General features: G+C 41.4%; 25 protein-coding genes. 22 read left to right on the plus strand and 3 right to left on the minus strand.

Translation table 11 applies throughout. The features are described from left to right. Positions 1-117: 117 nt before the first annotated feature. Entirely contained in the window at positions 118-1,962 is a 1,845-nt protein-coding gene (locus SMSK564_RS07915) for an APC family permease (protein ID WP_000494452.1), read from the minus strand. 156 nt (positions 1,963-2,118) lie between these two features. Between SMSK564_RS07915 and SMSK564_RS07920 the strand changes: the two genes are divergently transcribed. The 16 genes from SMSK564_RS07920 to SMSK564_RS07995 all read left to right on the plus strand — a co-directional run bounded on the left by SMSK564_RS07920 (position 2,119) and on the right by SMSK564_RS07995 (position 16,282). Next, entirely contained in the window at positions 2,119-2,892 is a 774-nt protein-coding gene (locus SMSK564_RS07920) for a TatD family hydrolase (RefSeq protein ID WP_000575614.1), read from the plus strand. Further along, positions 2,892-3,458, plus strand: coding sequence for a ribonuclease M5 (gene rnmV, locus SMSK564_RS07925; RefSeq protein ID WP_000659990.1), 567 nt, complete (start codon positions 2,892-2,894; stop codon positions 3,456-3,458). Before SMSK564_RS07920 ends, rnmV begins: the two co-directional genes overlap by 1 nt. Before the next feature lie 65 nt (positions 3,459-3,523). After that, entirely contained in the window at positions 3,524-4,396 is an 873-nt protein-coding gene (gene rsmA / locus SMSK564_RS07930; RefSeq protein WP_001216844.1) for a 16S rRNA (adenine(1518)-N(6)/adenine(1519)-N(6))-dimethyltransferase RsmA, read from the plus strand. Position 4,397: 1 nt separating this feature from the next. Further along, a complete protein-coding gene (gene rsgA, locus SMSK564_RS07935) occupies positions 4,398-5,276 on the plus strand; it encodes a ribosome small subunit-dependent GTPase A (RefSeq protein ID WP_004236615.1) in 879 nt (292 codons plus the stop codon). 10 nt (positions 5,277-5,286) lie between these two features. Then, on the plus strand, positions 5,287-5,943 hold the full coding sequence (rpe, locus tag SMSK564_RS07940) for a ribulose-phosphate 3-epimerase (protein WP_000084981.1): 657 nt from the start codon (positions 5,287-5,289) through the stop codon (positions 5,941-5,943). Next, the gene (locus SMSK564_RS07945; protein WP_000006136.1) at positions 5,906-6,568 is read left to right on the plus strand and encodes a thiamine diphosphokinase; all 663 of its coding nucleotides are present in this window, start codon (positions 5,906-5,908) and stop codon (positions 6,566-6,568) included. The genes rpe and SMSK564_RS07945 overlap by 38 nt, the downstream gene beginning before the upstream one ends. Position 6,569: 1 nt before the next feature. Continuing rightward, the gene (locus SMSK564_RS07950) at positions 6,570-7,826 is read left to right on the plus strand and encodes a DNA recombination protein RmuC (protein WP_000444771.1); all 1,257 of its coding nucleotides are present in this window, start codon (positions 6,570-6,572) and stop codon (positions 7,824-7,826) included. Continuing rightward, positions 7,816-8,757 (plus strand): 3'-5' exoribonuclease YhaM family protein, encoded by a 942-nt coding sequence (locus tag SMSK564_RS07955; RefSeq protein WP_000703197.1) that lies wholly within the window; start codon positions 7,816-7,818, stop codon positions 8,755-8,757. Before SMSK564_RS07950 ends, SMSK564_RS07955 begins: the two co-directional genes overlap by 11 nt. Before the next feature lie 266 nt (positions 8,758-9,023). After that, positions 9,024-9,851: a pur operon repressor gene (purR, locus tag SMSK564_RS07960; protein ID WP_004236624.1), complete on the plus strand. Its 828-nt coding sequence runs from the start codon at positions 9,024-9,026 to the stop codon at positions 9,849-9,851. 66 nt (positions 9,852-9,917) lie between these two features. Continuing rightward, positions 9,918-11,168 carry a diaminopimelate decarboxylase gene (locus SMSK564_RS07965; protein WP_000856496.1) on the plus strand — a complete coding sequence of 417 codons (1,251 nt, stop codon included), beginning with the start codon at positions 9,918-9,920 and terminating at the stop codon, positions 11,166-11,168. A gap of 125 nt (positions 11,169-11,293) precedes the next feature. Further along, the gene (gene pflA, locus SMSK564_RS07970; protein ID WP_001288288.1) at positions 11,294-12,088 is read left to right on the plus strand and encodes a pyruvate formate-lyase-activating protein; all 795 of its coding nucleotides are present in this window, start codon (positions 11,294-11,296) and stop codon (positions 12,086-12,088) included. A gap of 169 nt (positions 12,089-12,257) precedes the next feature. Next, positions 12,258-12,968: an ABC transporter ATP-binding protein gene (locus SMSK564_RS07975; protein ID WP_000438097.1), complete on the plus strand. Its 711-nt coding sequence runs from the start codon at positions 12,258-12,260 to the stop codon at positions 12,966-12,968. A gap of 1 nt (position 12,969) precedes the next feature. Then, positions 12,970-13,755: an ABC transporter permease gene (locus SMSK564_RS07980; protein ID WP_001185221.1), complete on the plus strand. Its 786-nt coding sequence runs from the start codon at positions 12,970-12,972 to the stop codon at positions 13,753-13,755. Between the two features lies 1 nt (position 13,756). Then, positions 13,757-14,476 (plus strand): ABC transporter permease, encoded by a 720-nt coding sequence (locus tag SMSK564_RS07985; protein WP_000663011.1) that lies wholly within the window; start codon positions 13,757-13,759, stop codon positions 14,474-14,476. Positions 14,477-14,537: 61 nt separating this feature from the next. After that, on the plus strand, positions 14,538-15,224 hold the full coding sequence (locus tag SMSK564_RS07990; RefSeq protein WP_000323581.1) for a response regulator transcription factor: 687 nt from the start codon (positions 14,538-14,540) through the stop codon (positions 15,222-15,224). Beyond that, positions 15,194-16,282 carry a sensor histidine kinase gene (locus SMSK564_RS07995; RefSeq protein ID WP_000532635.1) on the plus strand — a complete coding sequence of 363 codons (1,089 nt, stop codon included), beginning with the start codon at positions 15,194-15,196 and terminating at the stop codon, positions 16,280-16,282. Before SMSK564_RS07990 ends, SMSK564_RS07995 begins: the two co-directional genes overlap by 31 nt. A gap of 176 nt (positions 16,283-16,458) precedes the next feature. Here the strand turns inward: SMSK564_RS07995 and yidC are convergent, their stop codons facing one another. Next, positions 16,459-17,385: a membrane protein insertase YidC gene (gene yidC, locus SMSK564_RS08000; protein ID WP_000835960.1), complete on the minus strand. Its 927-nt coding sequence runs from the start codon at positions 17,383-17,385 to the stop codon at positions 16,459-16,461. 77 nt (positions 17,386-17,462) lie between these two features. Continuing rightward, complete coding sequence (locus SMSK564_RS08005) at positions 17,463-17,741, minus strand: acylphosphatase (protein WP_001174616.1); 279 nt, start codon at positions 17,739-17,741, stop codon at positions 17,463-17,465. 33 nt (positions 17,742-17,774) lie between these two features. On the opposite strand from SMSK564_RS08005, the gene SMSK564_RS08010 reads away from it, so the two are divergent. The 6 genes from SMSK564_RS08010 (at position 17,775) to SMSK564_RS08035 (ending at position 22,461) form a co-directional block, all read left to right on the plus strand. Beyond that, positions 17,775-18,515: a TrmH family RNA methyltransferase gene (locus tag SMSK564_RS08010; RefSeq protein ID WP_000152691.1), complete on the plus strand. Its 741-nt coding sequence runs from the start codon at positions 17,775-17,777 to the stop codon at positions 18,513-18,515. A gap of 54 nt (positions 18,516-18,569) precedes the next feature. Next, positions 18,570-19,253: a Bax inhibitor-1/YccA family protein gene (locus tag SMSK564_RS08015; protein ID WP_001016900.1), complete on the plus strand. Its 684-nt coding sequence runs from the start codon at positions 18,570-18,572 to the stop codon at positions 19,251-19,253. A gap of 112 nt (positions 19,254-19,365) precedes the next feature. Continuing rightward, positions 19,366-20,358, plus strand: coding sequence for an aspartate--ammonia ligase (gene asnA / locus SMSK564_RS08020; RefSeq protein WP_000748005.1), 993 nt, complete (start codon positions 19,366-19,368; stop codon positions 20,356-20,358). Between the two features lie 64 nt (positions 20,359-20,422). Beyond that, complete coding sequence (gene rsmD / locus SMSK564_RS08025; RefSeq protein WP_000706955.1) at positions 20,423-20,962, plus strand: 16S rRNA (guanine(966)-N(2))-methyltransferase RsmD; 540 nt, start codon at positions 20,423-20,425, stop codon at positions 20,960-20,962. Continuing rightward, complete coding sequence (gene coaD / locus SMSK564_RS08030) at positions 20,952-21,440, plus strand: pantetheine-phosphate adenylyltransferase (protein ID WP_001280759.1); 489 nt, start codon at positions 20,952-20,954, stop codon at positions 21,438-21,440. The genes rsmD and coaD overlap by 11 nt, the downstream gene beginning before the upstream one ends. After that, positions 21,424-22,461: a SepM family pheromone-processing serine protease gene (locus SMSK564_RS08035; RefSeq protein WP_000727281.1), complete on the plus strand. Its 1,038-nt coding sequence runs from the start codon at positions 21,424-21,426 to the stop codon at positions 22,459-22,461. The genes coaD and SMSK564_RS08035 overlap by 17 nt, the downstream gene beginning before the upstream one ends. Positions 22,462-22,468 lie beyond the last annotated feature (7 nt).

Below are 22,468 nucleotides of genomic sequence, written 5' to 3' on the forward strand. Positions count from 1 at the left end.
AGCAGCCTGCGGCTAGCTTCCTAGTTTGCTCTTTGATTTTCATTGAGTATAAGCATAATGACTGGTTTCAGAAAAAGGCCTTACCAGACGCTTCTTGGTTCTGGTAGGGCCTTTTCTTTATTCTTTTAGGTGATAGGAGTAGCTAGCGACAACGACGTCTTGGTGCCAACGAAGGGCGTATTTGAGTTTGAGGCTCATTTGATTGTGTAGAATATTTTGCCAAGGTTTATTAGGAATAAACTGGGGTACCAGAACAGTGACTGTATAGTTCTTTTTCTGGGCATCCTCAGAGATTCGTTTGACATACTTGACAGTAGGGGTGATGATGTCGCGGTAGCTGGTCTTGATATTTTTCAGAGTAATGGTTGGGAAGTAATCGGCAAATTCTTGGAGAATTTCTTGATCTTTTTCTGCTGTTTCCTTGGTAGAAATATGCATGGCTAAGACTTCGTCACCGATACTTTGAGCGTAGTTAATGGCTCCGACGCTAACTCGGGTAACATTTCCTACTAGGACGAGGACAAGATTGCCATCGTAGGTACGTTTTTCGATGCCTTCATAGAGTCGCAGTTGTTGAGCTACTTTTTGGTAATGACTGTGAATCGCCAAGAAGAGTAGAGTGAGTACGAGAATAATCGGGAAGAAAGGCCAGATATCACTGAGACGAAAAAAGAGCAGGATTAGCACGATAGCGTAGCAAATGATAGCCCCAAGGATATTGGCAAGAGCAGGTTTTAAGAAATTTGCCCCTTTTTCTTTTTTCCAATGGCGAATCATCCCAGTCTGAGATAGGGCAAAGGGCACGAAGACACCGATAGTATAAAGAGGAATCAAGCGTTCGGTATTGCCATTAAAAATGAGAAGAAGAATCATAGCCCCAAAAGCCAGAGTTAAAATTCCATTGGAGTAGCCTAGTCGGTCTCCTTTTTCCATAAAGAGATGGGGCATGTACTTGTTTTTAGCCATATTGTAAGCCAGCATAGGGAAGGCTGAAAAGCCAGTATTGGCAGCTACGGCCAAAATCAAGGCTGTGGAGAATTGGAAGGTATAATAGCCAAGGTGGCCTAAGAAGGAATTACCAAGGATGCCTTGAGCCATCTGTGAAAGAATAGTTTCTCCGTGTTGAGGCATAATCCCCATCCAGTAGTTTAGGAAGGTAATACCAGCAAAAAGAAATCCTAGAATCAGTGACATAATGGTCAAGGTCTGAGCAGCATTCTTTTCTTTTGGAGCCTTGAAAAAGGGAACGGCATTTGAAATAGCTTCAACCCCTGTCAGAGAGGCAGATCCGCTGGTAAAAGCTCTTAGAATGAGAACGATAGACAGGCTCGGAACAGCATGCCCGATAGGTGAAGTTGCCTGATAGCTGAGAGACCCTGTCATTAGTTGAAAGATTCCGTAGAGCAAGAGAAAGACAGTACTGATGATAAAGAGATAGACAGGAATCATCAGTGAACTGGCAGATTCTTTTAAGCCCCGTAAATTCAGGAGCATAAGCAAGCAAACCAGAAAAATGGAGATGTGAAGGTTGTAAGGGTGGAGGACAGGGAGGGCTGCTGTGATAGCATCAGCTCCAGATGATACCGATACCGCCACAGTCAGCATGTAGTCAACCAGCAGACTACCTCCAGCAATTAAGCCTAGCTCGGGAGATAGATTTTCTCGAGTAACCATATAGGCCCCTCCTCCTTGAGGATAGGCATGGATGATTTGACGGTAGGAAACGGTCAGGCTGGCCAGAAGTAGGAGAACAAAAAGGCCGATAGGAAGGCTCCACCATATAGCAAGAGGAGAGAGACTAGCCAAGACGAGGACTACTTGCTCAGGCCCATAGGCAATGGAAGATAGAGCGTCGCTTGATAACATGGCTAAGGCCTGCATTTTTCCCAGCAGACCTCCCTCGCCTTCTGTTAAGGACTTAAGAGGACGACCTATAAAGGTCTGTTTTAATTTTGTAAACATGGTATTTTCCTTTTCTGAAAATTTCAATAAGTGCTATTATACTGCTTTGGGAAAATAGCGTCAAGAGACGACGATGGATTTTAGAATATTTTGTACGGATGAGGAGAGAGGGCAGTTTTTTGGTATAATAGAAGATAGAAAACGAGGTTAGAAGAGATGATTTTTGATACACATACACATTTGAATGTAGAAGAATTTGCGGGTCGTGAGGCAGAAGAAATTGCCTTGGCTGCTGAGATGGGTGTGACACAGATGAATATTGTTGGTTTTGATAAGCCGACGATTGAGCGTGCCTTGGAGTTGGTAGATGAGTATGACCAGCTCTATGCGACTATCGGTTGGCATCCGACAGAAGCTGGAACTTACACAGAGGAGATTGAAACCTACTTGCTTGACAAGCTCAAGCATCCAAAGGTGGTTGCCTTGGGTGAGATTGGTTTGGATTATCATTGGATGACAGCGCCGAAAGAGGTGCAGGAGCAGGTTTTTCGCCGTCAGATTCAGTTATCTAAGGACTTGGATTTGCCTTTTGTTGTCCACACCCGTGATGCGCTGGAAGATACCTATGAGATTATCAAAAGTGAGGGCGTTGGTCCTCGTGGTGGGATTATGCATTCATTTTCAGGGACGCTTGAGTGGGCAGAGAAGTTTGTCGCGCTTGGTATGACTATCTCCTTCTCAGGAGTGGTGACTTTTAAGAAGGCAACTGACATCCAAGAAGCAGCTAAAGAGTTACCTTTGGACAAGATTTTGGTGGAGACGGATGCTCCCTACTTGGCTCCTGTACCCAAGCGTGGTCGCGAAAATAAAACAGCCTATACTCGCTATGTAGTGGACTTTATCGCAGACTTGCGTGGCATGACGGCAGAAGAGCTAGCGGCGGTAACAACTGCAAATGCAGAACGAATTTTTGGATTGGACAGCAAGTAATGAAAGAAAAAATTTCCCAAGTTATCGTGGTCGAAGGGCGCGATGATACGGCCAATCTCAAACGTTACTTCGATGTAGAGACCTATGAGACACGAGGTTCTGCTATCAATGACCAGGATCTAGAGCGGATTCAACGCCTGCACCAACGTCATGGAGTCATTGTCTTTACAGACCCAGATTTTAATGGGGAGCGGATTCGTCGTATGATTATGACGGCCATTCCAACAGTTCAGCATGCCTTCCTCAAACGAGATGAAGCTGTTCCTAAGTCCAAAACCAAGGGGCGTTCTCTGGGAATCGAACATGCTGGCTATGAAGATTTGAAAATAGCTCTAACTCAGGTAACAGAACAATTTGAACATGAGAGTCAGTTTGACATCAGTCGTAGCGACTTGATTCGCCTTGGTTTTCTAGCAGGGGCAGACAGCCGTAAGCGCAGAGAATATCTAGGAGAGGCTCTCCGAATCGGCTATTCTAACGGCAAGCAACTACTCAAACGCCTAGAGTTGTTTGGGGTTACCTTGGCAGAAGTGGAAGAAGCTATGAAATCTTATGAGAACAGCTAAGCAGACCCCAAAATACAAGGGGAATGTGTTACAATAGTAGTAACAGATAATAGAAAAGAGAATAGATGAGAATTGCAGATTATAGCGTGACCAAGGCAGTGCTGGAGCGTCACGGTTTTACCTTTAAAAAGTCCTTCGGGCAAAATTTCTTGACGGATACCAATATTCTTCAAAAAATCGTGGATACGGCTGAGATTGATGACCAGGTTAATGTCATCGAAATTGGCCCAGGTATTGGTGCCTTGACGGAGTTTCTGGCTGAGCGTGCAGCAGAGGTCATGGCTTTTGAGATCGACCACCGTTTAGTACCGATTCTGGCAGATACTCTTCGTGATTTTGATAATGTGACAGTAGTCAACGAGGACATTCTTAAGGTCGATTTGGCGCAACATATCCAGAATTTCAAAAATCCTGACCTGCCAATCAAGGTAGTAGCTAACTTGCCTTATTACATCACAACGCCTATTCTCATGCACTTAATTGAGAGTGGCATTCCTTTTAGTGAGTTTGTGGTCATGATGCAAAAAGAAGTGGCGGATCGTATCTCAGCCCAGCCTAATACCAAGGCTTACGGTAGCTTGTCGATTGCGGTTCAGTACTACATGACAGCCAAGGTTGCCTTCATCGTACCTCGTACGGTCTTTGTGCCAGCACCAAACGTGGACTCTGCTATTTTGAAAATGGTGCGTCGTCCAGAACCAGCCGTAGTAGTAGAAGATGAGAACTTCTTCTTTAAGGTTTCCAAGGCAAGTTTCACCCATCGCCGCAAGACTTTGTGGAACAATTTGACAGGTTACTTCGGCAAGACTGAAGAGGTCAAGGACAAGTTGACCAAGGCTTTGGACCAAGCAGGCTTGTCACCAAGTGTACGTGGGGAAGCTCTCAGCTTGGCAGAATTTGCCAGCCTAGCAGATGCGCTTAAAGGGCAAGGACTCTAAGATGCAGGGACAAATCATTAAAGCCTTGGCTGGGTTCTACTATGTAGAGAGTGATGGCCTGGTCTATCAAACACGCGCGCGTGGAAATTTCCGTAAAAAAGGTCATACCCCTTACGTTGGGGATTTAGTCGACTTTTCTGCCGAGGAAAATTCAGAAGGCTATATCCTCAAGATTCATGAACGGAAAAACAGTCTGGTCCGTCCACCTATTGTCAATATTGACCAAGCTGTGGTGATCATGTCCGTCAAGGAACCTGATTTTAACAGCAATTTGCTGGATCGCTTCTTGGTTCTTTTGGAGCATAAGGGCATCCATCCTATCATTTATATTTCTAAAATGGATTTGCTGGAAGATAGAGGAGAACTGGATTTTTACCAACAGACTTATGATGATATCGGCTATGACTTTGTGACCAGTAAGGAGGAACTTTTGCCCTTGTTAACAGGTAAGGTTACGGTCTTTATGGGGCAGACAGGTGTTGGGAAGTCAACCCTTCTCAATAAAATCGCACCTGATCTCAATCTTGAAACAGGAGAAATCTCAGACAGTCTGGGTCGCGGTCGTCATACCACTCGAGCTGTTAGTTTTTACAACCTCAATGGGGGTAAAATCGCGGACACACCAGGTTTTTCATCACTGGATTATGAAGTATCAACGGCTGAAGACCTCAATCAGGCCTTTCCAGAGATTGCTAGTGTTAGCCGAGATTGTAAATTCCGTACTTGTACCCATACCCATGAACCGTCCTGTGCTGTCAAGCCAGCAGTAGAAGAAGGAATTATTGCCACCTTCCGTTTTGACAACTACCTGCAATTCCTCAGTGAGATTGAAAATCGCAGAGAAACTTATAAAAAAGTCAGCAAAAAAATTCCAAAATAAGGAGAAACCTATGTCTCAATACAAGATTGCTCCGTCAATTCTGGCAGCAGATTATGCCAACTTTGAACGTGAAATCAAACTCCTAGAAGCAACTGGGGCAGAATATGCCCATATCGATATCATGGATGGTCATTTTGTACCGCAAATCAGTTTTGGTGCAGGTGTGGTCGAAGCTCTTCGTCCTCATAGCAAGATGGTCTTTGACTGCCACTTGATGGTCTCTAATCCTGAGCATCATTTAGAAGACTTTGCGCGTGCAGGTGCAGATATTATCAGTATCCATGTGGAAGCAACGCCTCATATTCATGGTGCCCTCCAAAAAATTCGTTCACTCGGTGTCAAGCCTTCAGTCGTTATCAATCCTGGCACACCAGTTGAAGCCATCAAGCACGTCCTTCATCTAGTTGACCAAGTTTTAGTCATGACAGTTAACCCAGGCTTTGGTGGGCAAGCCTTTCTACCAGAGACAATGGATAAGGTCCGTGAGTTGGTTGCCCTTCGTGATGAAAAAGGTTTGAACTTTGAAATCGAAGTGGATGGCGGGATTGATGACCAAACTATTGCTCTAGCCAAAGAAGCTGGTGCGACCGTTTTTGTAGCAGGTTCCTATGTCTTTAAGGGAGATGTCAATGAGCGAGTACAAACTCTCAGAAAACAACTGGACTAGGGTTGCCGTTTTTGCAGGAGGAGACCGCGGTCATTATCGGACAGACTTTGATAGTTTTGTCGGTGTGGATCGAGGCTCGCTCTGGGTCTTGGAGGAAAACCTACCTCTTGCTCTAGCGGTTGGAGATTTTGATTCTGTCACTGCAGAAGAGCGACAGGTGATTCAAAAAAGTGCCCAGCATTTTGTCCAAGCCCGACCAGAAAAGGATGATACAGATCTGGAATTGGCTCTCTTGACTATCTTTGAGAAAAATCCTCAGGCTCAGGTCACTATTTTCGGTGCTTTGGGTGGCCGTATTGACCATATGTTGGCCAATGTCTTTCTGCCTAGCAATCCTAAGTTGGCACCCTATATGCATCAAATAGAAATTGAGGATGGGCAAAATTTGATTGCCTATTGTCCAGAAGGGACAAGTCAGCTTGAACCCCGTTCAGACTACGACTATCTAGCCTTTATGCCAGTTCGGGATAGCCAGCTGACCATTCTCGGAGCCAAGTATGAGTTGACAGAGGAGAATTTTTTCTTTAAAAAAGTGTACGCTTCTAACGAATATATAGATAGGGAAGTGTCGGTGACTTGCCCAGATGGCTATGTGGTCGTGTTGCATAGCAAGGACAGGAGGTAGAATGGAAAGTTTACTTGTTCTATTATTGATTGCCAACCTAGCTGGTATCTTTCTCATTTGGCAAAGGCAGACTAAGCAGGAAAAACATCTGACCAAGAGCTTGGAGGATCAGGCAGATCACTTGTCAGACCAGTTGGATTACCGCTTTGAACAAGCAAGACAAGCCAGCCAGTTAGATCAAAAAGATTTGGAAGTGGCTGTCAGCGACCGTTTGCAAGAAGTGCGAATGGAATTGCACCAAGGTCTGACTCAGGTTCGTCAAGAAATGACAGATAATCTCTTGCAAACTAGGGATAAGACTGACCAACGTCTTCAAGCCTTGCAGGAATCCAATGAGCAACGTTTGGAGCAAATGCGCCAAACAGTCGAGGAAAAACTAGAAAAGACCTTGCAGACGCGCTTGCAGGCTTCCTTTGAGACAGTTTCCAAACAATTGGAGTCTGTCAATCGTGGCCTTGGAGAAATGCAGACAGTTGCCCGCGATGTCGGAGCTCTTAACAAGGTTCTCTCTGGAACCAAAACGCGAGGTATTCTGGGAGAATTGCAACTGGGGCAAATCATCGAAGATATTATGACACCTGCCCAGTACGAACGAGAATATGCAACGGTTGAAAACTCTAGTGAACGAGTGGAGTATGCCATCAAGTTGCCCGGACAAGGCGACCAGGAATACGTCTACCTACCAATTGACTCTAAGTTTCCACTGGCAGATTATTACCGTCTAGAAGAAGCCTATGAAACAGGTGACAAGGACGAGATCGAACGCTGTCGTAAGTCGCTCCTAGCCAGCGTCAAACGCTTTGCCAAGGATATCAAGAGCAAGTACATAGCACCACCTCGGACGACCAATTTTGGAATTTTGTTTGTGCCAACAGAAGGTCTCTACTCAGAAGTCGTTCGCAATCCGGTCTTCTTTGATGACTTGAGACGGGAGGAGCAGATTATTGTCGCAGGTCCAAGTACCCTATCAGCCCTGCTTAACTCTCTATCAGTTGGCTTCAAGACTCTCAATATCCAAAAGAGTGCCGACCATATCAGCAAGACTCTTGCCAGTGTTAAGACCGAGTTTGGCAAGTTTGGTGGCATTCTGGTCAAGGCACAAAAGCATCTCCAACATGCCTCTGGCAATATTGATGAACTATTAAACCGTCGCACTACAGCTATCGAGCGGACGCTCCGTCACATTGAGTTGTCAGAAGGTGAGCCTGCGCTTGATCTACTCCATTTCCAAGAAGATGAGGAAGAATATGAAGATTAGTCACATGAAAAAAGATGAGCTATTTGAAGGCTTTTACCTAATCAAGTCAGCTGACCTGAGACAAACTCGCGCTGGGAAAAATTACCTAGCCTTTACCTTCCAAGATGATAGTGGCGAGATTGAAGGGAAACTCTGGGATGCCCAACCTCATAATGTTGAGGCCTTTACAGCAGGTAAGGTTGTTCACATGAAAGGGCGCCGAGAAGTTTATAACAACACCCCTCAAGTCAATCAAATTACCCTTCGCCTGCCTCAACCTGGCGAACCCAATGATCCAGCTGATTTCAAGGTCAAGTCGCCAGTTGATGTCAAGGAAATCCGTGACTATATGTCGCAAATGATTTTCAAAATTGAAAATCCTGTTTGGCAACGGATTGTCAGAAAACTTTACACCAAGTATGATAAGGAATTTTACTCTTATCCAGCAGCTAAGACCAACCACCATGCCTTTGAAACGGGCTTGGCCTATCATACGGCAACCATGGTGCGCTTGGCCGATGCCATTAGCGAGATTTATCCTCAACTTAATAAGAGCCTGCTCTATGCAGGAATTATGCTACATGACTTGGCTAAGGTCATTGAGTTGACGGGACCAGATCAGACTGAGTATACAGTGCGAGGCAATCTTCTTGGACATATCGCTCTGATTGATAGTGAAATTACCAAGACAGTGATGGAACTCGGTATCGATGATACCAAGGAAGAAGTCGTTTTGCTCCGCCACGTCATCCTCAGTCACCACGGCTTGCTTGAGTATGGAAGCCCAGTCCGTCCACGCATTATGGAAGCAGAGATTATCCATATGATTGATAATCTGGATGCAAGCATGATGATGATGTCAACAGCTCTGGCTTTGGTGGATAAGGGAGAGATGACCAATAAAATCTTCGCTATGGACAATCGTTCCTTCTATAAACCAGATTTAGATTAATAATTTAAGAAAAATAAGCATTTTTTAGGACAAGAATGTTCGTTTTTTTATGTGAATATGGTATAATAAGTAAAAGATAAAAATTAATACTCTTCTAAAATCTCTTCAAACTAGGGTAACATCGCCTTGTCGTATGTATATATGTAGTTATATTACAGACTTTGTCAGTTCTATCGACAACCTCAAAACAGTGTTTTGAATCGTCAGCGACCAGCTTTCTAGTTTGCTTTTTGATTTTTTGAATAAAAATGGAATAGGAAATAGAAATGAAATTAAGAAGAAGTGATCGGATGGTTGTCATTTCCAACTATTTGATTAATAATCCTTATAAACTAACTAGTCTCAATACTTTTGCTGAAAAGTATGAATCTGCTAAATCATCCATCTCAGAAGATATCGTGATTATCAAACGAGCCTTTGAGGAGATCGAAATCGGTCATATCCAAACAGTAACTGGTGCTGGCGGAGGTGTCATTTTTACACCGTCTATTTCGAGTCAGGATGCTAAGGAAATGGTTGAAGACTTGTGTGCCAAGTTGTCAGAAAGTGACCGTATCTTGCCAGGTGGTTATATCTACCTGTCTGATTTGCTTAGTACACCAGCTATCTTGAAAAATATTGGTCGCATTATTGCCAAGAGCTTTATGGACCAAAAAATTGACGCGGTTATGACAGTAGCGACTAAGGGTGTTCCTCTCGCAAATGCAGTTGCCAATGTCCTCAATGTTCCTTTTGTTATTGTGCGCCGTGACCTGAAAATTACCGAAGGTTCAACTGTCAGCGTCAACTATGTATCCGGTTCAAGTGGTGACCGCATTGAAAAAATGTTCCTTTCAAAACGTAGTCTCAAGGCTGGTAGCCGTGTCTTGATTGTGGATGACTTCTTGAAAGGTGGTGGAACTGTCAATGGGATGATCAGTCTCTTGCGTGAGTTTGATTCAGAATTGGCAGGTGTAGCAGTCTTTGCGGATAATGCCCAAGAAGAACGTGAAAAGCAGTTTGACTACAAGTCACTCTTGAAGGTAACCAATATTGATGTCAAGAACCAAGCCATCGATGTTGAGGTTGGCAATATCTTTGACGAAGATAAATAAGAGATAGAACTAAAGGTTGGAACGATTGTCCCAGCCTTTCTTTGCAAATAGAATAGAAGGAAGCTTATGAAAACACCATTTATCAATAAAGAAGACTTAGAAGCGATTGTTGCCGAGTTCCTGACTCCCTTTCACTTGTATGATGAGAAGGGAATTCGTGAGAAGGCAAGAGCCGTCAACCAAGCCTTTTCGTGGAACAAGGGTTTTAAGGAATATTTTGCAGTTAAGGCTACTCCAACACCAGCTATTTTGAAAATTCTCCAAGAGGAAGGTTGCGGTGTGGACTGCTCTAGTTATGTGGAGCTTTTGATGAGTCATAAACTGGATTTCCCTGGTTCTGAGATTATGTTCTCTTCAAACAACACGCCAGATAAGGAATATGCCTATGCGCGTGAATTGGGTGCGACCATTAACTTGGATGCCTTTGAAGATATTGAACATCTAGAGAGAGCAGCAGGTATTCCAGAAATTATCTCTTGTCGTTACAATCCTGGAGGCGTTTTTGAACTAGGGACAGACATTATGGACAATCCTGGAGAAGCCAAGTTTGGCATGACCAAGGACCAGCTCTTTGAAGCTTTTGCCATCTTGAAGGAAAAAGGAGCCAATACTTTTGGGATTCACTCCTTCCTAGCGTCCAATACCGTGACCCATCTCTATTATCCAGAGTTGGCTCGTCAGCTTTTTGAATTGGCTGTTGAAATCAAGGAAAAGTTGGGCATTTCGCTAGACTTTATCAATCTTTCTGGCGGTATTGGTGTCAACTATCGTCCAGACCAGGAGCCGAACGATATCGCCTTGATTGGTGAGGGAGTTCGTAAGGTGTATGAAGAGGTCCTTACGCCAGCAGGTCTTGGTCAGGTTAAGATTTTCACCGAATTGGGTCGTTTTATGCTAGCCCCTCACGGTGCTTTGGTCACAAGAGTCACTCATAAGAAGGAAACCTACCGTACCTATCTAGGTGTGGATGCATCAGCAGTCAACCTCATGCGTCCAGCTATGTACGGAGCCTACCATCATATTACTAACGTGACCCATCCAGATGGACCAGCTGAAGTAGTAGATGTGGTTGGTTCACTCTGTGAAAACAATGATAAATTTGCAGTGAATCGCGAACTGCCTCATACAGAAATCGGTGATTTGCTGATAATTCATGATACAGGTGCTCACGGTTTTTCAATGGGCTACCAGTACAATGCCAAACTTCGTTCTGCGGAAATCCTCTATACCGAAGAAGGTAAAGCCCGTCAAATCCGCCGTGCAGAGCGCCCTGAGGACTATTTTGCAACCTTGTATGGCTTTGATTTTGAAGAATAAAATGATAAGTAATTGAAAATGAAATTGAAAAACAGATTGCTTTCTAAAAAATAGGCAAAAATCTTGTTTTTCCTTCAAGTCGTGATATAATAAAACTATAAAACGTTTTCAAGGAAGGTAACGATATGTCTGAAGAAACAATTGATTATGGACAAGTGACAGGAATGGTGCATTCAACGGAGAGCTTTGGTTCGGTAGACGGACCTGGTATTCGCTTTATTGTCTTTTTGCAGGGCTGTCACATGCGTTGCCAGTATTGCCACAACCCAGATACTTGGGCGATGGAGTCCAATAAGTCACGTGAACGGACGGTAGATGATGTCTTGACAGAGGCCTTGCGCTACCGCGGTTTCTGGGGGAATAAGGGTGGTATTACAGTCAGTGGAGGAGAAGCCCTCTTGCAGATTGATTTCTTGATTGCCCTCTTTACCAAGGCTAAAGAACAAGGAATCCACTGTACTTTGGATACCTGTGCCCTTCCATTCCGTAATAAACCACGTTACCTTGAAAAGTTTGACAAGCTCATGGCCGTCACTGACTTGGTTCTCTTGGATATCAAGGAAATCAACGAAGAACAGCACAAGATTGTCACTAGCCAAACCAATAAAAATATCTTGGCTTGTGCCCAGTATCTATCAGATATTGGAAAACCTGTCTGGATTCGCCACGTGCTAGTTCCAGGATTGACAGACAGAGATGATGATTTGATTGAACTTGGTAAGTTCGTCAAGACCCTCAAAAATGTTGATAAGTTTGAAATTTTGCCTTATCACACCATGGGTGAGTTCAAATGGCGTGAATTGGGAATTCCATATTCACTCGAAGGGGTCAAACCTCCAACAGCAGACCGCGTCAAGAACGCTAAAAAACTCATGGATACCGAAAGTTACCAAGACTATATGAAACGTGTACATGGATAAAAAAGAAGCCTGATGGAAACATCGGGCTTTTAAGTTTACACAAATCTAGATAATTAAATGAAACAAAATTTTAAATCTTTTTTACTCTCTAAATCCTGAAAAAAATCCGAAAAAGAATGTGTAAGATATAGTTACCTTTAGAAATATTAAATAGAATAGGAGAACATCTATGGAACAAAGTATTACCATTAAAAATTTATGTAAGTCGTATGGGCAAACTCAAATTTTAAAAGATATTTCTTTTGAAGCAAAAGCAGGTAGAGTGACTGCTTTCCTGGGTCCAAATGGAGCTGGAAAAAGTTCAACCTTACGTATTTTATTAGGATTAGACAAAGCAACATCTGGTCTTACCAAAATTGGAGATCAAACTTATAAGGAATTAAAATTTCCCCTAAAGATTGTAGGAGCTTCATTTGACAGTGTAGGAGCTCCTGATGATCGTACTGTTTATCAACATTTGAAAATTGTTGCTGCTAGTAATGGGATATCCAGTCAGCGAATTGAACAAGTCTTGGATATGGTGGATATTAGCCATAAGAAAAAATCTAAAATTGGGAAATTATCATTAGGCGAAGGACAACGCTTGGGAATTGCAACAGCTCTATTAGGAAATCCTCAATATCTGATATTGGATGAACCGACTAATGGGTTGGATCCAAGAGGAATTCGGTGGTTTAGAGAGTTTATAAAAAAACAAGCTCAAGAAGGGAAGACAGTCTTGCTATCATCTCATATATTATCGGAAGTGGAAGCAGTAACAGATGATGTAGTTATCATAAATAAAGGAAAAGTTCTTATAAAAGGGACTTTACAAGAAGTGATGAAAAATCTTTCTTCACTAGAGGAAGTCTTCTTTAGTTTAACAGAGGGAGGGAAGTGATATGGCACTTATTTACTCTCTTCATTCTGAAATATTGAAATTACTTTATAAGAGAGCTACTCATGTTGTACTATTCTTGATACTGGTATTTCAAACGTTTTTAGCAAATATTGGTGCTTCTCAAATTGTTTCAGTAGGTATTCATGCTACACCAGAGACAAATCCAGATTTAGCAGAAGCCATACCTCCTATTGAATTTTTAGGTTTTGATGTCACTTTATTTGGTGTTTTTATTATGATTATCCTAGGTTCAATTTATGGAGCCGAGGAGTATAAATGCTCTGCTATTCGTACAAGCCTCCTCTCTATTACAAATCGAAGTACTTTCCTAGTTTCAAAAACATTAGTTTGGCTTGTATTTTCTTTTTTCATTTCCTTTCTGTCAATATTCCTTACGATTAACATGACACATTATGTTTTAGGACAAGATGGCTTATTGCTTTTTTCACTAAATGGAACAGTTTGGTTCTATATATTTTTAGCCAGTATAGCTTGGACTTTGTTGGGACTGCTAGCCTATATTATGGCTTTGACATTTAAAACATCCATTGTTCCTCTATTATTTTTGCTTCCCCAAGTCTACAATTTAGGAACATTCTTAGCAAACTATATATCGGTTGCAAAATTTCTTCCAGTTGCATTGGGGCAAGGATTGATTGCTACATCTCCTCAAATTTTAGAACATAATAGTTTACAAAATATTTTATTTTTACTTTGTTGGAACTTCTCATTCTTGGCTTTAGCAATTTACCGCTTACTCAAGTCAGATATCGGAGGAGGTGAATAAGTTGAAAGAACAACTTAAAAGTGAGTATCTCAAGTTTATTATGAATCCTTGGCACTGGTTGATTGTAGGTGCTCTATTACTGTGTGTTCCGGCGATGGTTGTTTTTTTAAATAGTAAGCCAGACCAGTTGACTCTACAGTTTGTTTTGGAACAGCTACTGCAAAGTCTCTATTTAGGACAGGCAGGTTTCGTTAGTCTAGCGGTTCTATTTATAGGTCAAGAATTTACAGGTTCTAGCCTTCGTACCAGTTTTCTTACATGTCCAAATCGTTTGAAATTTATAATCTGTAAACTAGCTATTGTATTATGTATGGAAATTGTATTATTGGTTGCTGTAATATCATTATGCATACTAATCGCGCAAGGATACTACAATATCAATCTTTTGAGCGATATTAAACATGTTCTAACAATCCTATTTCCAGCTTGTATTTCTATTTTAACCTTCGCTCTTTTAAGTGGTATTTTTGTATTTATTTCCCAGTCTTTTATCTTAATTTTGGGAATAAGTTTATCCCTTTTATTGGGGTTGGGACAAATGTTATTACAATTCAGTTCTTTTTTTAGAAATTTACCATTACTGGCTAGTATGAATTGTTTTTATACCTATCCATTGTCTCTTTATTATCCAGTGTGGCAAGGCCTAGGGATACAAATAGTTTGGTTATTAATTGTTTTTCTATTTGCTACATTGATACTTATAGGAAAAAATGTACGCTAAAGACAGGGGATATCCTGTCTTTTTCTCAGTTAGTGCTATAATATATTCAGGAGGGTGAGTTATGGCTTATAAAATTTTGGTTGTAGATGATGATCTTGCTATTCTTCGCCTAATAAAAAAAGTACTAGAATATGAAAAATATGAAGTAGTCATACGAAATAAGATAGAAGAGATTGATCTTTGTGATTTTACAGGCTTTGACTTGATTTTATTAGATATTATGATGCCTGTTAGTGGTTTAGAAATCTGTCAGATGATTCGCGAGCAGATAACTGTTCCTATCTGTTTTATAACTGCTAAGGATATGGATGAAGATTTAGTAGCTGGAATTAATGCAGGTGCTGATGATTATATTATGAAGCCCTTTAGTATGCAAGAATTGTTAGCACGTGTTAAAATGCACTTACGTCGTGAAGAACGGATTAAAGGAAATGTTCATCAAATAAAGATTGGGAAGCTTATACTATATACGGATAGTAAGGAACTATTTGTAAACGATGATAAGATTGCTCTGACAAGGAGGGAATTTGACATAGTGAATCTTTTAGCAAGCAACCCAAGTAAAATATATTCTATTGAGGAAATTTATAATTATCTATATCCACAAAGTTCAGAAGCGCTTTTACGTTCGGTTTCAGAGTATATTTATCAAATTCGTCAAAAGCTGAAACCTTATCAATTAAATCCAATTAAAACCTTGTACGGTGGAGGATATCAATGGGTAGAATCAAAAGTTTTAGACAATTAATTCGAGAAACCTGTTGGAGGATTATTTGGCAGTTTAGTCTTGGCTTACTAATGGCCTATCTTATTCCCTTAGCTTCAGTATCTATACAAATAAATGAAGACGGGAAACCTCTAAAAAATAGTGGTATTCTATCAATTTTTTTCAATGTGTCATCAGGGATATATATTTGTGTTTTATTGATTGTTCTAATAAGTTATCACATTGGAAAATTGTTGAAAAAACTGAGTTATGAAATGACTTTGATTTATGAAAATAGTATATGGTTAGAGCGGGAATGTACAGAAAGATTAACGGTTAAAGAATTTCGTGAGACGGGAAATCGGATTATTGTGATGCAAGATAGAATTCGACAATTAATAGTTAATGAGAAACAGCAGAAAGAAGATTTGATGTTTCAGGTTTCAGCAGCTTCTCATGATTTAAAGACTCCCTTAACCATTATTAGGGGGAATGTGGAATTTTTGCAGGCAATAACTGAAAACGACCAATCTCAAGAATGCTTAGCAGATATAGAAAGAGCTAGTCAACAGTTACTAGATTATTTCAATCAATTGATTCACTATTCTAAAACCTATTATGATGATGAGACAGGTTGGACGGAGTATTCCTCTTCAGATTTTATCAATGAATTAGAGAAGGAAGTCTCTTTTTTGATAAAAGGTAAGATGAAGTTTTCTTTTGAACAGAATGTGAAAGGAACTGAAAACTATTATATAAATCCATCTCTTCTGATTCGTGCAGTACAAAATATTTTAACAAATGCTTTGGAATACGCTGATAAACAGAATCATAAAATTAAAATTAGAGTAGAGCAAGAGGGGAAGGAATTGAAAATAGGTATATGGAATAATGGTTCGGAATTTCCAGAGGAAGTTTTAACTAATTTTGGAAAGCTCTTTTATCGTATGGATAAAGCTAGATCGGTTAAAGAGCAACATTATGGTATTGGACTAAGTTTTGTATGTAGAGTTGCAAAACTACACAAAGGCCGAGTTGAGCTTAGAAATAGAGATGAGGGAGCAGAAGTTTTAATAACTGTGAATTGTATTAAATCATAGTGATTTACTTGTTAATTTATGATTGAATAGTTTTTATATGTGAGCTTTTAAACTATTTAACTTTTTCGACTAGTATAAGATGTAACGGTAGATAATAAAAACGAATGATGATATCTAGTTGATGAAAACTATTTATCATTCATTCGTTTTTTAATTATTGGATAATTTACGTAGCTTTATCTCGAACGTTGTTTTCCAGCGTTGCGATTTTTGTGTTTTTTCTTGCTTGTGATAACAGTTGGTTGTTCAGGGGTAACGTCTTTTCGTCCACTTGGTTTAGAGAAAGCACTTGCTTTTGGTGGGTTCTTGGCTAGTTCTTCACGGACTTTTTTGCGAAGTTTTGGACGAACGATATAGTTGACGATAAACTGTTGGAGAATCATCATGAAACCACCGACAACCCAATAAAGTGTGACACTAGCTGGTGAGATGAGGGAGAAGCCGGCAATCATGACTGGGCTCACGTAAGCCATTTTCTTGATTTGATCTCTTTGCGTTTCATCTTCTACTCCGTGAAGTGAAAGGAGTGATTGAAGATAGTAAAGGACACCAGCGCAGGCAGCTAAAATCATACTTGGAGAGCCTAGAGGAATTCCTAGGTAACTTGCTTGAGCAACACCTTCAGTATATTGGGCAGCAAAGTAAATTGCAGAGAAGAAAGGCATTTGAAGGAGGATAGGGAAACATCCTACACCACCAAACATGCTGATGCCGTGCTCTTTTTGAGCAGCAAAGAGAGCTTGTTGGGCTTCGAGTTTTTCTTCTTGAGTTGTTGCTTCCTTGAGACGTGTTTGGTGTGGCTCAAGGACGTGCTTGAGGGCGTTCATCTTTTCAGAGTGAAGCGTTGCCTTCCATGATTGGTAGATACCAAGTGGCAAGATAATCAAGCGCACGATAATGGTTACGATGATGATAGCGATACCGAAGCCTAGACCTTTATCAGTAGCGAAGTACTTGATAGCTTCAGCCATAGGCGCTCCGATAGTATTCCAAATAAATCCTATTGGCTTTCCTGTGGCTTTATCGACGCTAACACAGCCAGTCAAGACTAGCAACATAGCCACTCCCATAGCCGAGAGTGCAAAACGTTTAATAGATTTCACTGTTTTTATTCCTTCTTTAAAAATTATACCTTTCTATTCTACTGTTTTTTTACAAAATATACAATAGTTCTAGAGACCTAATTTGCGATTTTAAAGTCAGGGTAGGGAGGAAAGTTGCTTAGTTTGACATCTAAGTAGCTGACTTTTGAAAAAGGTGTGGGTCCTTTGCGGATTTCTTGGATAAATTTTGCCATGGTAGCAGATGAGTCTGCTTGGGCTAATATTTCCACTGTGCCATCGTCGTTATTCCATACCCGACCTGTGATGCCACCAATTTCAAGTGCTAAGCTGTAAACACCCCAACGAAAGCCGACTCCCTGTACCCTACCTTGGGCAATCATTCTAACCTTTTGCATACCAAACCCCTTTGATTGTGTTATAATATTTCTATGACTATTATAACCTCAAAAGCCAATTCTGTGGTAAAAAATGCCAAGAAATTACACCAAAAAAAATACCGCAAGTCTGCTTATTTGATTGAAGGCTGGCACTTGTTTGAAGAAGCTGTTCAAGCTGGAGTGACGATTGAGAAAATCTTTGCCCTAGAAAGTTACCGAAATCAGTTAGCTGCTTTTCCGCAAACTATCTGGGTGTCAGAGGATATTTTGCTAGATTTGGCGGATTCTCAGACTCCACAGGGAATTGTTGCCGTGGTTCAAAAAGAAGAAGTAGGGCAAGTTGATTTTAGTCAGGGCAAGTTCTTGTTTTTGGAAGATGTGCAAGATCCTGGTAATGTGGGAACGATCATTCGGACTGCGGATGCAGCAGGTTTTACTGGAGTAATTGTTTCAGATAAATCGGCAGATATCTACAGTCTCAAGACCCTACGTTCCATGCAAGGCAGTCATTTCCACCTGCCTATTTACCGAATGTCTAGTCAAAGGCTTCTTGAGGAAGCTAAAAAGGCTTCTATCCCAGTGCTGGCAACAACCCTATCTAAAGATTCTGTTGATTACAGAGAACTGCCTTCTATAGAAAATTTTGTACTAGTCATGGGAAATGAGGGCCAAGGAATTAGTCCCCTCATGGCTGAAAGTGCAGACCAGTTGGTCCACATTAGTATGAAGGGACAGGCGGAGAGTTTGAATGTTGCCGTTGCAGCCGGTATTTTAATTTTCCATTTAAGCTAATTTTAACTTTCTTTGTTATAATCAAGGAAAGATGTTCATAGAAAAGGAGAAAATATGAATCACACTATTATTCATGACCGCGCAGGTCTCAATCAATTTTACGCTAAGGTTTATGCCTTTGTTGGTCTGGGGATTGCACTATCCGCTTTGGTATCAGGCCTTATGTTGACGGTCTTTCAATCTCAGTTGGTTTACTTTTTGATGCAGGGACGTCTCTGGTTGACCATTGCTACCTTTGCGGAGTTGGCCTTGGTTTTCGTTGCCAGTAGTATGGCTTCAAAGAATAGTCCAGCGGCTCTTCCAGTATTTTTACTTTACTCAGTATTAAACGGCTTTACCCTCAGTTTTGTGGTGGCCTTCTATACTCCGGGTACAGTTTTATCTGCCTTTGTATCGAGCGCCCTTCTCTTCTTTGTCATGGCGGCAGTTGGTATCTTCACCAAGAAAGACTTGAGTGGCCTTGGTCGAGCGATGATGGCGGCTCTTATCGGTTTGCTGATTGCTATGGTAGTCAATATTTTTTTGGCTAGCGGTTTCTTTGATTATATGATTAGCGTAGCCATGGTTTTGGTTTTCTCAGGGTTGATTGCTTGGGACAACCAAAGAATTCGTCTCGCTTATGAACAATCACAAGGCCGTGTAGCGACAGGTTGGGTTGTGTCAATGGCTCTCAGTATCTATCTTGATTTTATCAATCTCTTCCTAAGTATTTTACGTATCTTCGGTCGTAATGACTAAAGGGGCTATGAAATCAGTGTTTTGAGTGACACTGATTTTTTTCGTATTTGCTCTTTCCTTTTCTTGAAAATAGGTGTATAATGCTTTTAATTAATTTTTTGAGGAGTAGTTTATGAAGAAAAGTTTTATCCATCAACAAGAAGAGATTTCCTTTGTCAAAAACACTTTTACCCAGTATTTGAAAGATAAGTTAGAAGTTGTCGAAGTTCAAGGTCCTATCTTGAGCAGGGTCGGCGACGGGATGCAGGACAACTTATCAGGTGTGGAGAACGCCGTATCGGTCAAGGTTCTCCAAATCCCTGATGCTACTTATGAAGTGGTGCACTCACTTGCTAAATGGAAACGCCATACCTTGGCTCGTTTTGGTTTCGGTGAGGGGGAAGGTCTTTTCGTCCACATGAAGGCCCTTCGTCCAGACGAAGACTCGTTGGATGCGACCCACTCTGTTTATGTTGACCAGTGGGACTGGGAGAAGGTTATCCCAAATGGTAAGCGTAACATCGCTTATCTAAAAGAAACAGTCGAGAAGATTTACAAGGCTATTCGCCTTACTGAGCTAGCTGTTGAAGCCCGCTATGACATCGAATCAATCTTGCCAAAACAGATTACTTTCATCCATACAGAAGAGTTGGTAGAACGCTACCCAGACTTGACACCGAAAGAACGTGAAAATGCTATCTGTAAAGAATTTGGAGCAGTCTTTTTGATTGGTATCGGTGGGGAGTTGCCAGACGGTAAACCGCACGATGGACGTGCACCAGACTACGATGACTGGACAAGTGAGTCTGAGAATGGCTACAAGGGTCTGAATGGCGATATTCTTGTCTGGAATGAATCTCTAGGTGGAGCCTTTGAGTTGTCTTCTATGGGGATTCGTGTAGATGAAGAAACCCTTCGCCGTCAGGTAGAAATCACTGGTGATGAGGACCGTTTAGAATTGGAATGGCACAAGGCTTTGTTGAATGGCCTATTCCCATTGACAATCGGTGGAGGGATTGGACAATCTCGGATGGCCATGTTCCTACTTCGCAAGAAACATATCGGAGAGGTGCAAACAAGTGTTTGGCCTCAAGAAGTCCGCGATACTTACGAAAATATTTTGTAGAGAATCGAACCGCAAGGTTCGGTTTTCTTTCTCTTTTTGCCTATAATTTGGTATAATAAACGGTATGAAAATCGTATCAGGAATCTATGGGGGACGTCCCCTCAAGACACTAGAAGGCAAGACGACAAGACCTACTTCGGATAAGGTTAGGGGAGCCATTTTTAACATGATTGGTCCCTACTTTGAGGGGGGGCGAGTCTTGGACCTTTATGCAGGTAGTGGTGGTTTATCTATCGAGGCAGTATCGCGTGGCATGTCCAGTGCTGTTTTGGTGGAGCGAGACCGTAAGGCTCAGGCTATTGTGGCTGAAAATATTCAGATGACCAAGGAAGTTGGAAAATTTCAACTTCTCAAGATGGATGCGGAAAGGGCATTGGAACAGGTATCTGGGGAATTTGACCTCGTTTTCTTAGACCCTCCTTATGCCAAGGAACAAATCGTAGCAGATATTGAAAAAATGGCTGAGAGAGCGCTTTTTTCTGAAGATGTCATGGTCGTGTGTGAGACGGATAAGGCCGTTGAACTTCCAGAAGAAATTGCCTGCCTTGGCATCTGGAAGGAAAAAATTTATGGAATTAGTAAGGTGACAGTCTATGTCAGATAAGATTGGCTTATTCACAGGCTCATTTGATCCGATGACAAATGGGCATCTGGATATGATTGAACGGGCTAGCAAACTCTTTGATAAGCTCTATGTCGGTATTTTTTTTAATCCTCACAAACAAGGATTTCTCTCTATCGAAAGTCGTAAACGGGGGTTAGAAAAGGCTTTGGAACATTTGGAAAATGTTGAAGTCGTGTCTTCTCATGATGAATTGGTGGTTGATGTCGCAAAAAGACTGGGGGCTACTTGTCTAGTGCGTGGTTTGAGGAATGCAGCGGATTTGCAATATGAAGCCAGTTTTGATTACTACAACCATCAGCTGTCTCCTGATATAGAGACCATTTATTTACATAGTCGACCTGAACATCTCTATCTCAGTTCATCCGGTGTTAGAGAGCTTTTGAAGTTTGGTCAGGATATTACCTGTTATGTTCCCGAGAGTATTTTGGAGGAAATAAGAAATGAAAAAAAAGATTAGATGGCCCTTATATGTCATTGCGGCCTTGATTGTGACCTTCTTGGCATTTGTAGTGCCCTTGCCCTACTATATAGAAGTTCCAGGTGGTTCGGAAGATATTCGCCAAGTCCTTAAAGTCAATGACACAGAAGATAAGGAGGCTGGGGCCTATCAATTCGTTACGGTTGGTGTCCAACATGCCACTTTAGCCCATATGATTTATGCTTGGTTGACGCCTTTTACAGATATTCGTAGTGCCCAAGAGACTACAGGTGGCTCTTCCGATGTGGAATTTATGCGAATCAATCAATTTTACATGCAAACATCGCAAAATATGGCCAAATATCAAGGGTTAAAAACAGCTGGTAAAGATATCGAACTCAAATACCTTGGGGTTTATGTCTTGACTGTAACGGATAATTCGACCTTTAAAGGGATTCTCAACATCTCTGATACAGTTACAGCAGTCAATGATCAGACCTTTGATAGTTCCAAAGATTTGATTGATTACGTCAATTCTCAAAAACTAGGGGACTCCGTCAAGGTCACCTATGAAGAGGATGGGCAAACCAAGTCTGCAGAAGGAAAAATCATTACTCTAGAAAATGGCAAAAATGGGATTGGAATCGGTTTGATTGACCGTACAGAAGTGACCAGTGATGTCCCAATTCGCTTTTCAACAGCTGGTATCGGTGGTCCAAGTGCAGGTCTCATGTTTAGTCTGGCCATCTATACTCAAATAGCTGACCCTGGCCTTCGTAATGGTCGTATCGTTGCCGGTACAGGAACCATTGACCGCGATGGGAATGTGGGGGACATTGGAGGTATTGATAAGAAAGTTGTAGCTTCGGCTAGAGAAGGTGCCGCTATTTTCTTTGCCCCTGATAATCCTGTTAGCGAAGAAGAACAAAAAGCACACCCGGACGCGAAAAACAACTACCAAACAGCCCTAGAAGCAGCTAAAACAATCAAGACAGATATGAAAATTGTGCCAGTTAAAACCCTACAGGATGCAATTGATTACTTGAAAAACAATCCCTAATTTCTAA

Origin of the sequence: Streptococcus mitis SK564 (genome assembly GCF_000148525.1) — a bacterium.
In the GTDB taxonomy this organism is placed as follows: domain Bacteria; phylum Bacillota; class Bacilli; order Lactobacillales; family Streptococcaceae; genus Streptococcus; species Streptococcus mitis_H.

Coding starts and splice junctions, on each gene's coding strand:
- SMSK564_RS07915 (WP_000494452.1), bottom strand. CDS start 1,962: ATGTTTACAAAATTAAAACAGACCTTTATAGGTCGTCCTCTTAAGTCC.
- SMSK564_RS07920 (WP_000575614.1), top strand. CDS start 2,119: ATGATTTTTGATACACATACACATTTGAATGTAGAAGAATTTGCGGGT.
- rnmV (WP_000659990.1), top strand. CDS start 2,892: ATGAAAGAAAAAATTTCCCAAGTTATCGTGGTCGAAGGGCGCGATGAT.
- rsmA (WP_001216844.1), top strand. CDS start 3,524: ATGAGAATTGCAGATTATAGCGTGACCAAGGCAGTGCTGGAGCGTCAC.
- rsgA (WP_004236615.1), top strand. CDS start 4,398: ATGCAGGGACAAATCATTAAAGCCTTGGCTGGGTTCTACTATGTAGAG.
- rpe (WP_000084981.1), top strand. CDS start 5,287: ATGTCTCAATACAAGATTGCTCCGTCAATTCTGGCAGCAGATTATGCC.
- SMSK564_RS07945 (WP_000006136.1), top strand. CDS start 5,906: ATGAGCGAGTACAAACTCTCAGAAAACAACTGGACTAGGGTTGCCGTT.
- SMSK564_RS07950 (WP_000444771.1), top strand. CDS start 6,570: ATGGAAAGTTTACTTGTTCTATTATTGATTGCCAACCTAGCTGGTATC.
- SMSK564_RS07955 (WP_000703197.1), top strand. CDS start 7,816: ATGAAGATTAGTCACATGAAAAAAGATGAGCTATTTGAAGGCTTTTAC.
- purR (WP_004236624.1), top strand. CDS start 9,024: ATGAAATTAAGAAGAAGTGATCGGATGGTTGTCATTTCCAACTATTTG.
- SMSK564_RS07965 (WP_000856496.1), top strand. CDS start 9,918: ATGAAAACACCATTTATCAATAAAGAAGACTTAGAAGCGATTGTTGCC.
- pflA (WP_001288288.1), top strand. CDS start 11,294: ATGTCTGAAGAAACAATTGATTATGGACAAGTGACAGGAATGGTGCAT.
- SMSK564_RS07975 (WP_000438097.1), top strand. CDS start 12,258: ATGGAACAAAGTATTACCATTAAAAATTTATGTAAGTCGTATGGGCAA.
- SMSK564_RS07980 (WP_001185221.1), top strand. CDS start 12,970: ATGGCACTTATTTACTCTCTTCATTCTGAAATATTGAAATTACTTTAT.
- SMSK564_RS07990 (WP_000323581.1), top strand. CDS start 14,538: ATGGCTTATAAAATTTTGGTTGTAGATGATGATCTTGCTATTCTTCGC.
- SMSK564_RS07995 (WP_000532635.1), top strand. CDS start 15,194: ATGGGTAGAATCAAAAGTTTTAGACAATTAATTCGAGAAACCTGTTGG.
- SMSK564_RS08005 (WP_001174616.1), bottom strand. CDS start 17,741: ATGCAAAAGGTTAGAATGATTGCCCAAGGTAGGGTACAGGGAGTCGGC.
- SMSK564_RS08010 (WP_000152691.1), top strand. CDS start 17,775: ATGACTATTATAACCTCAAAAGCCAATTCTGTGGTAAAAAATGCCAAG.
- SMSK564_RS08015 (WP_001016900.1), top strand. CDS start 18,570: ATGAATCACACTATTATTCATGACCGCGCAGGTCTCAATCAATTTTAC.
- asnA (WP_000748005.1), top strand. CDS start 19,366: ATGAAGAAAAGTTTTATCCATCAACAAGAAGAGATTTCCTTTGTCAAA.
- rsmD (WP_000706955.1), top strand. CDS start 20,423: ATGAAAATCGTATCAGGAATCTATGGGGGACGTCCCCTCAAGACACTA.
- coaD (WP_001280759.1), top strand. CDS start 20,952: ATGTCAGATAAGATTGGCTTATTCACAGGCTCATTTGATCCGATGACA.
- SMSK564_RS08035 (WP_000727281.1), top strand. CDS start 21,424: ATGAAAAAAAAGATTAGATGGCCCTTATATGTCATTGCGGCCTTGATT.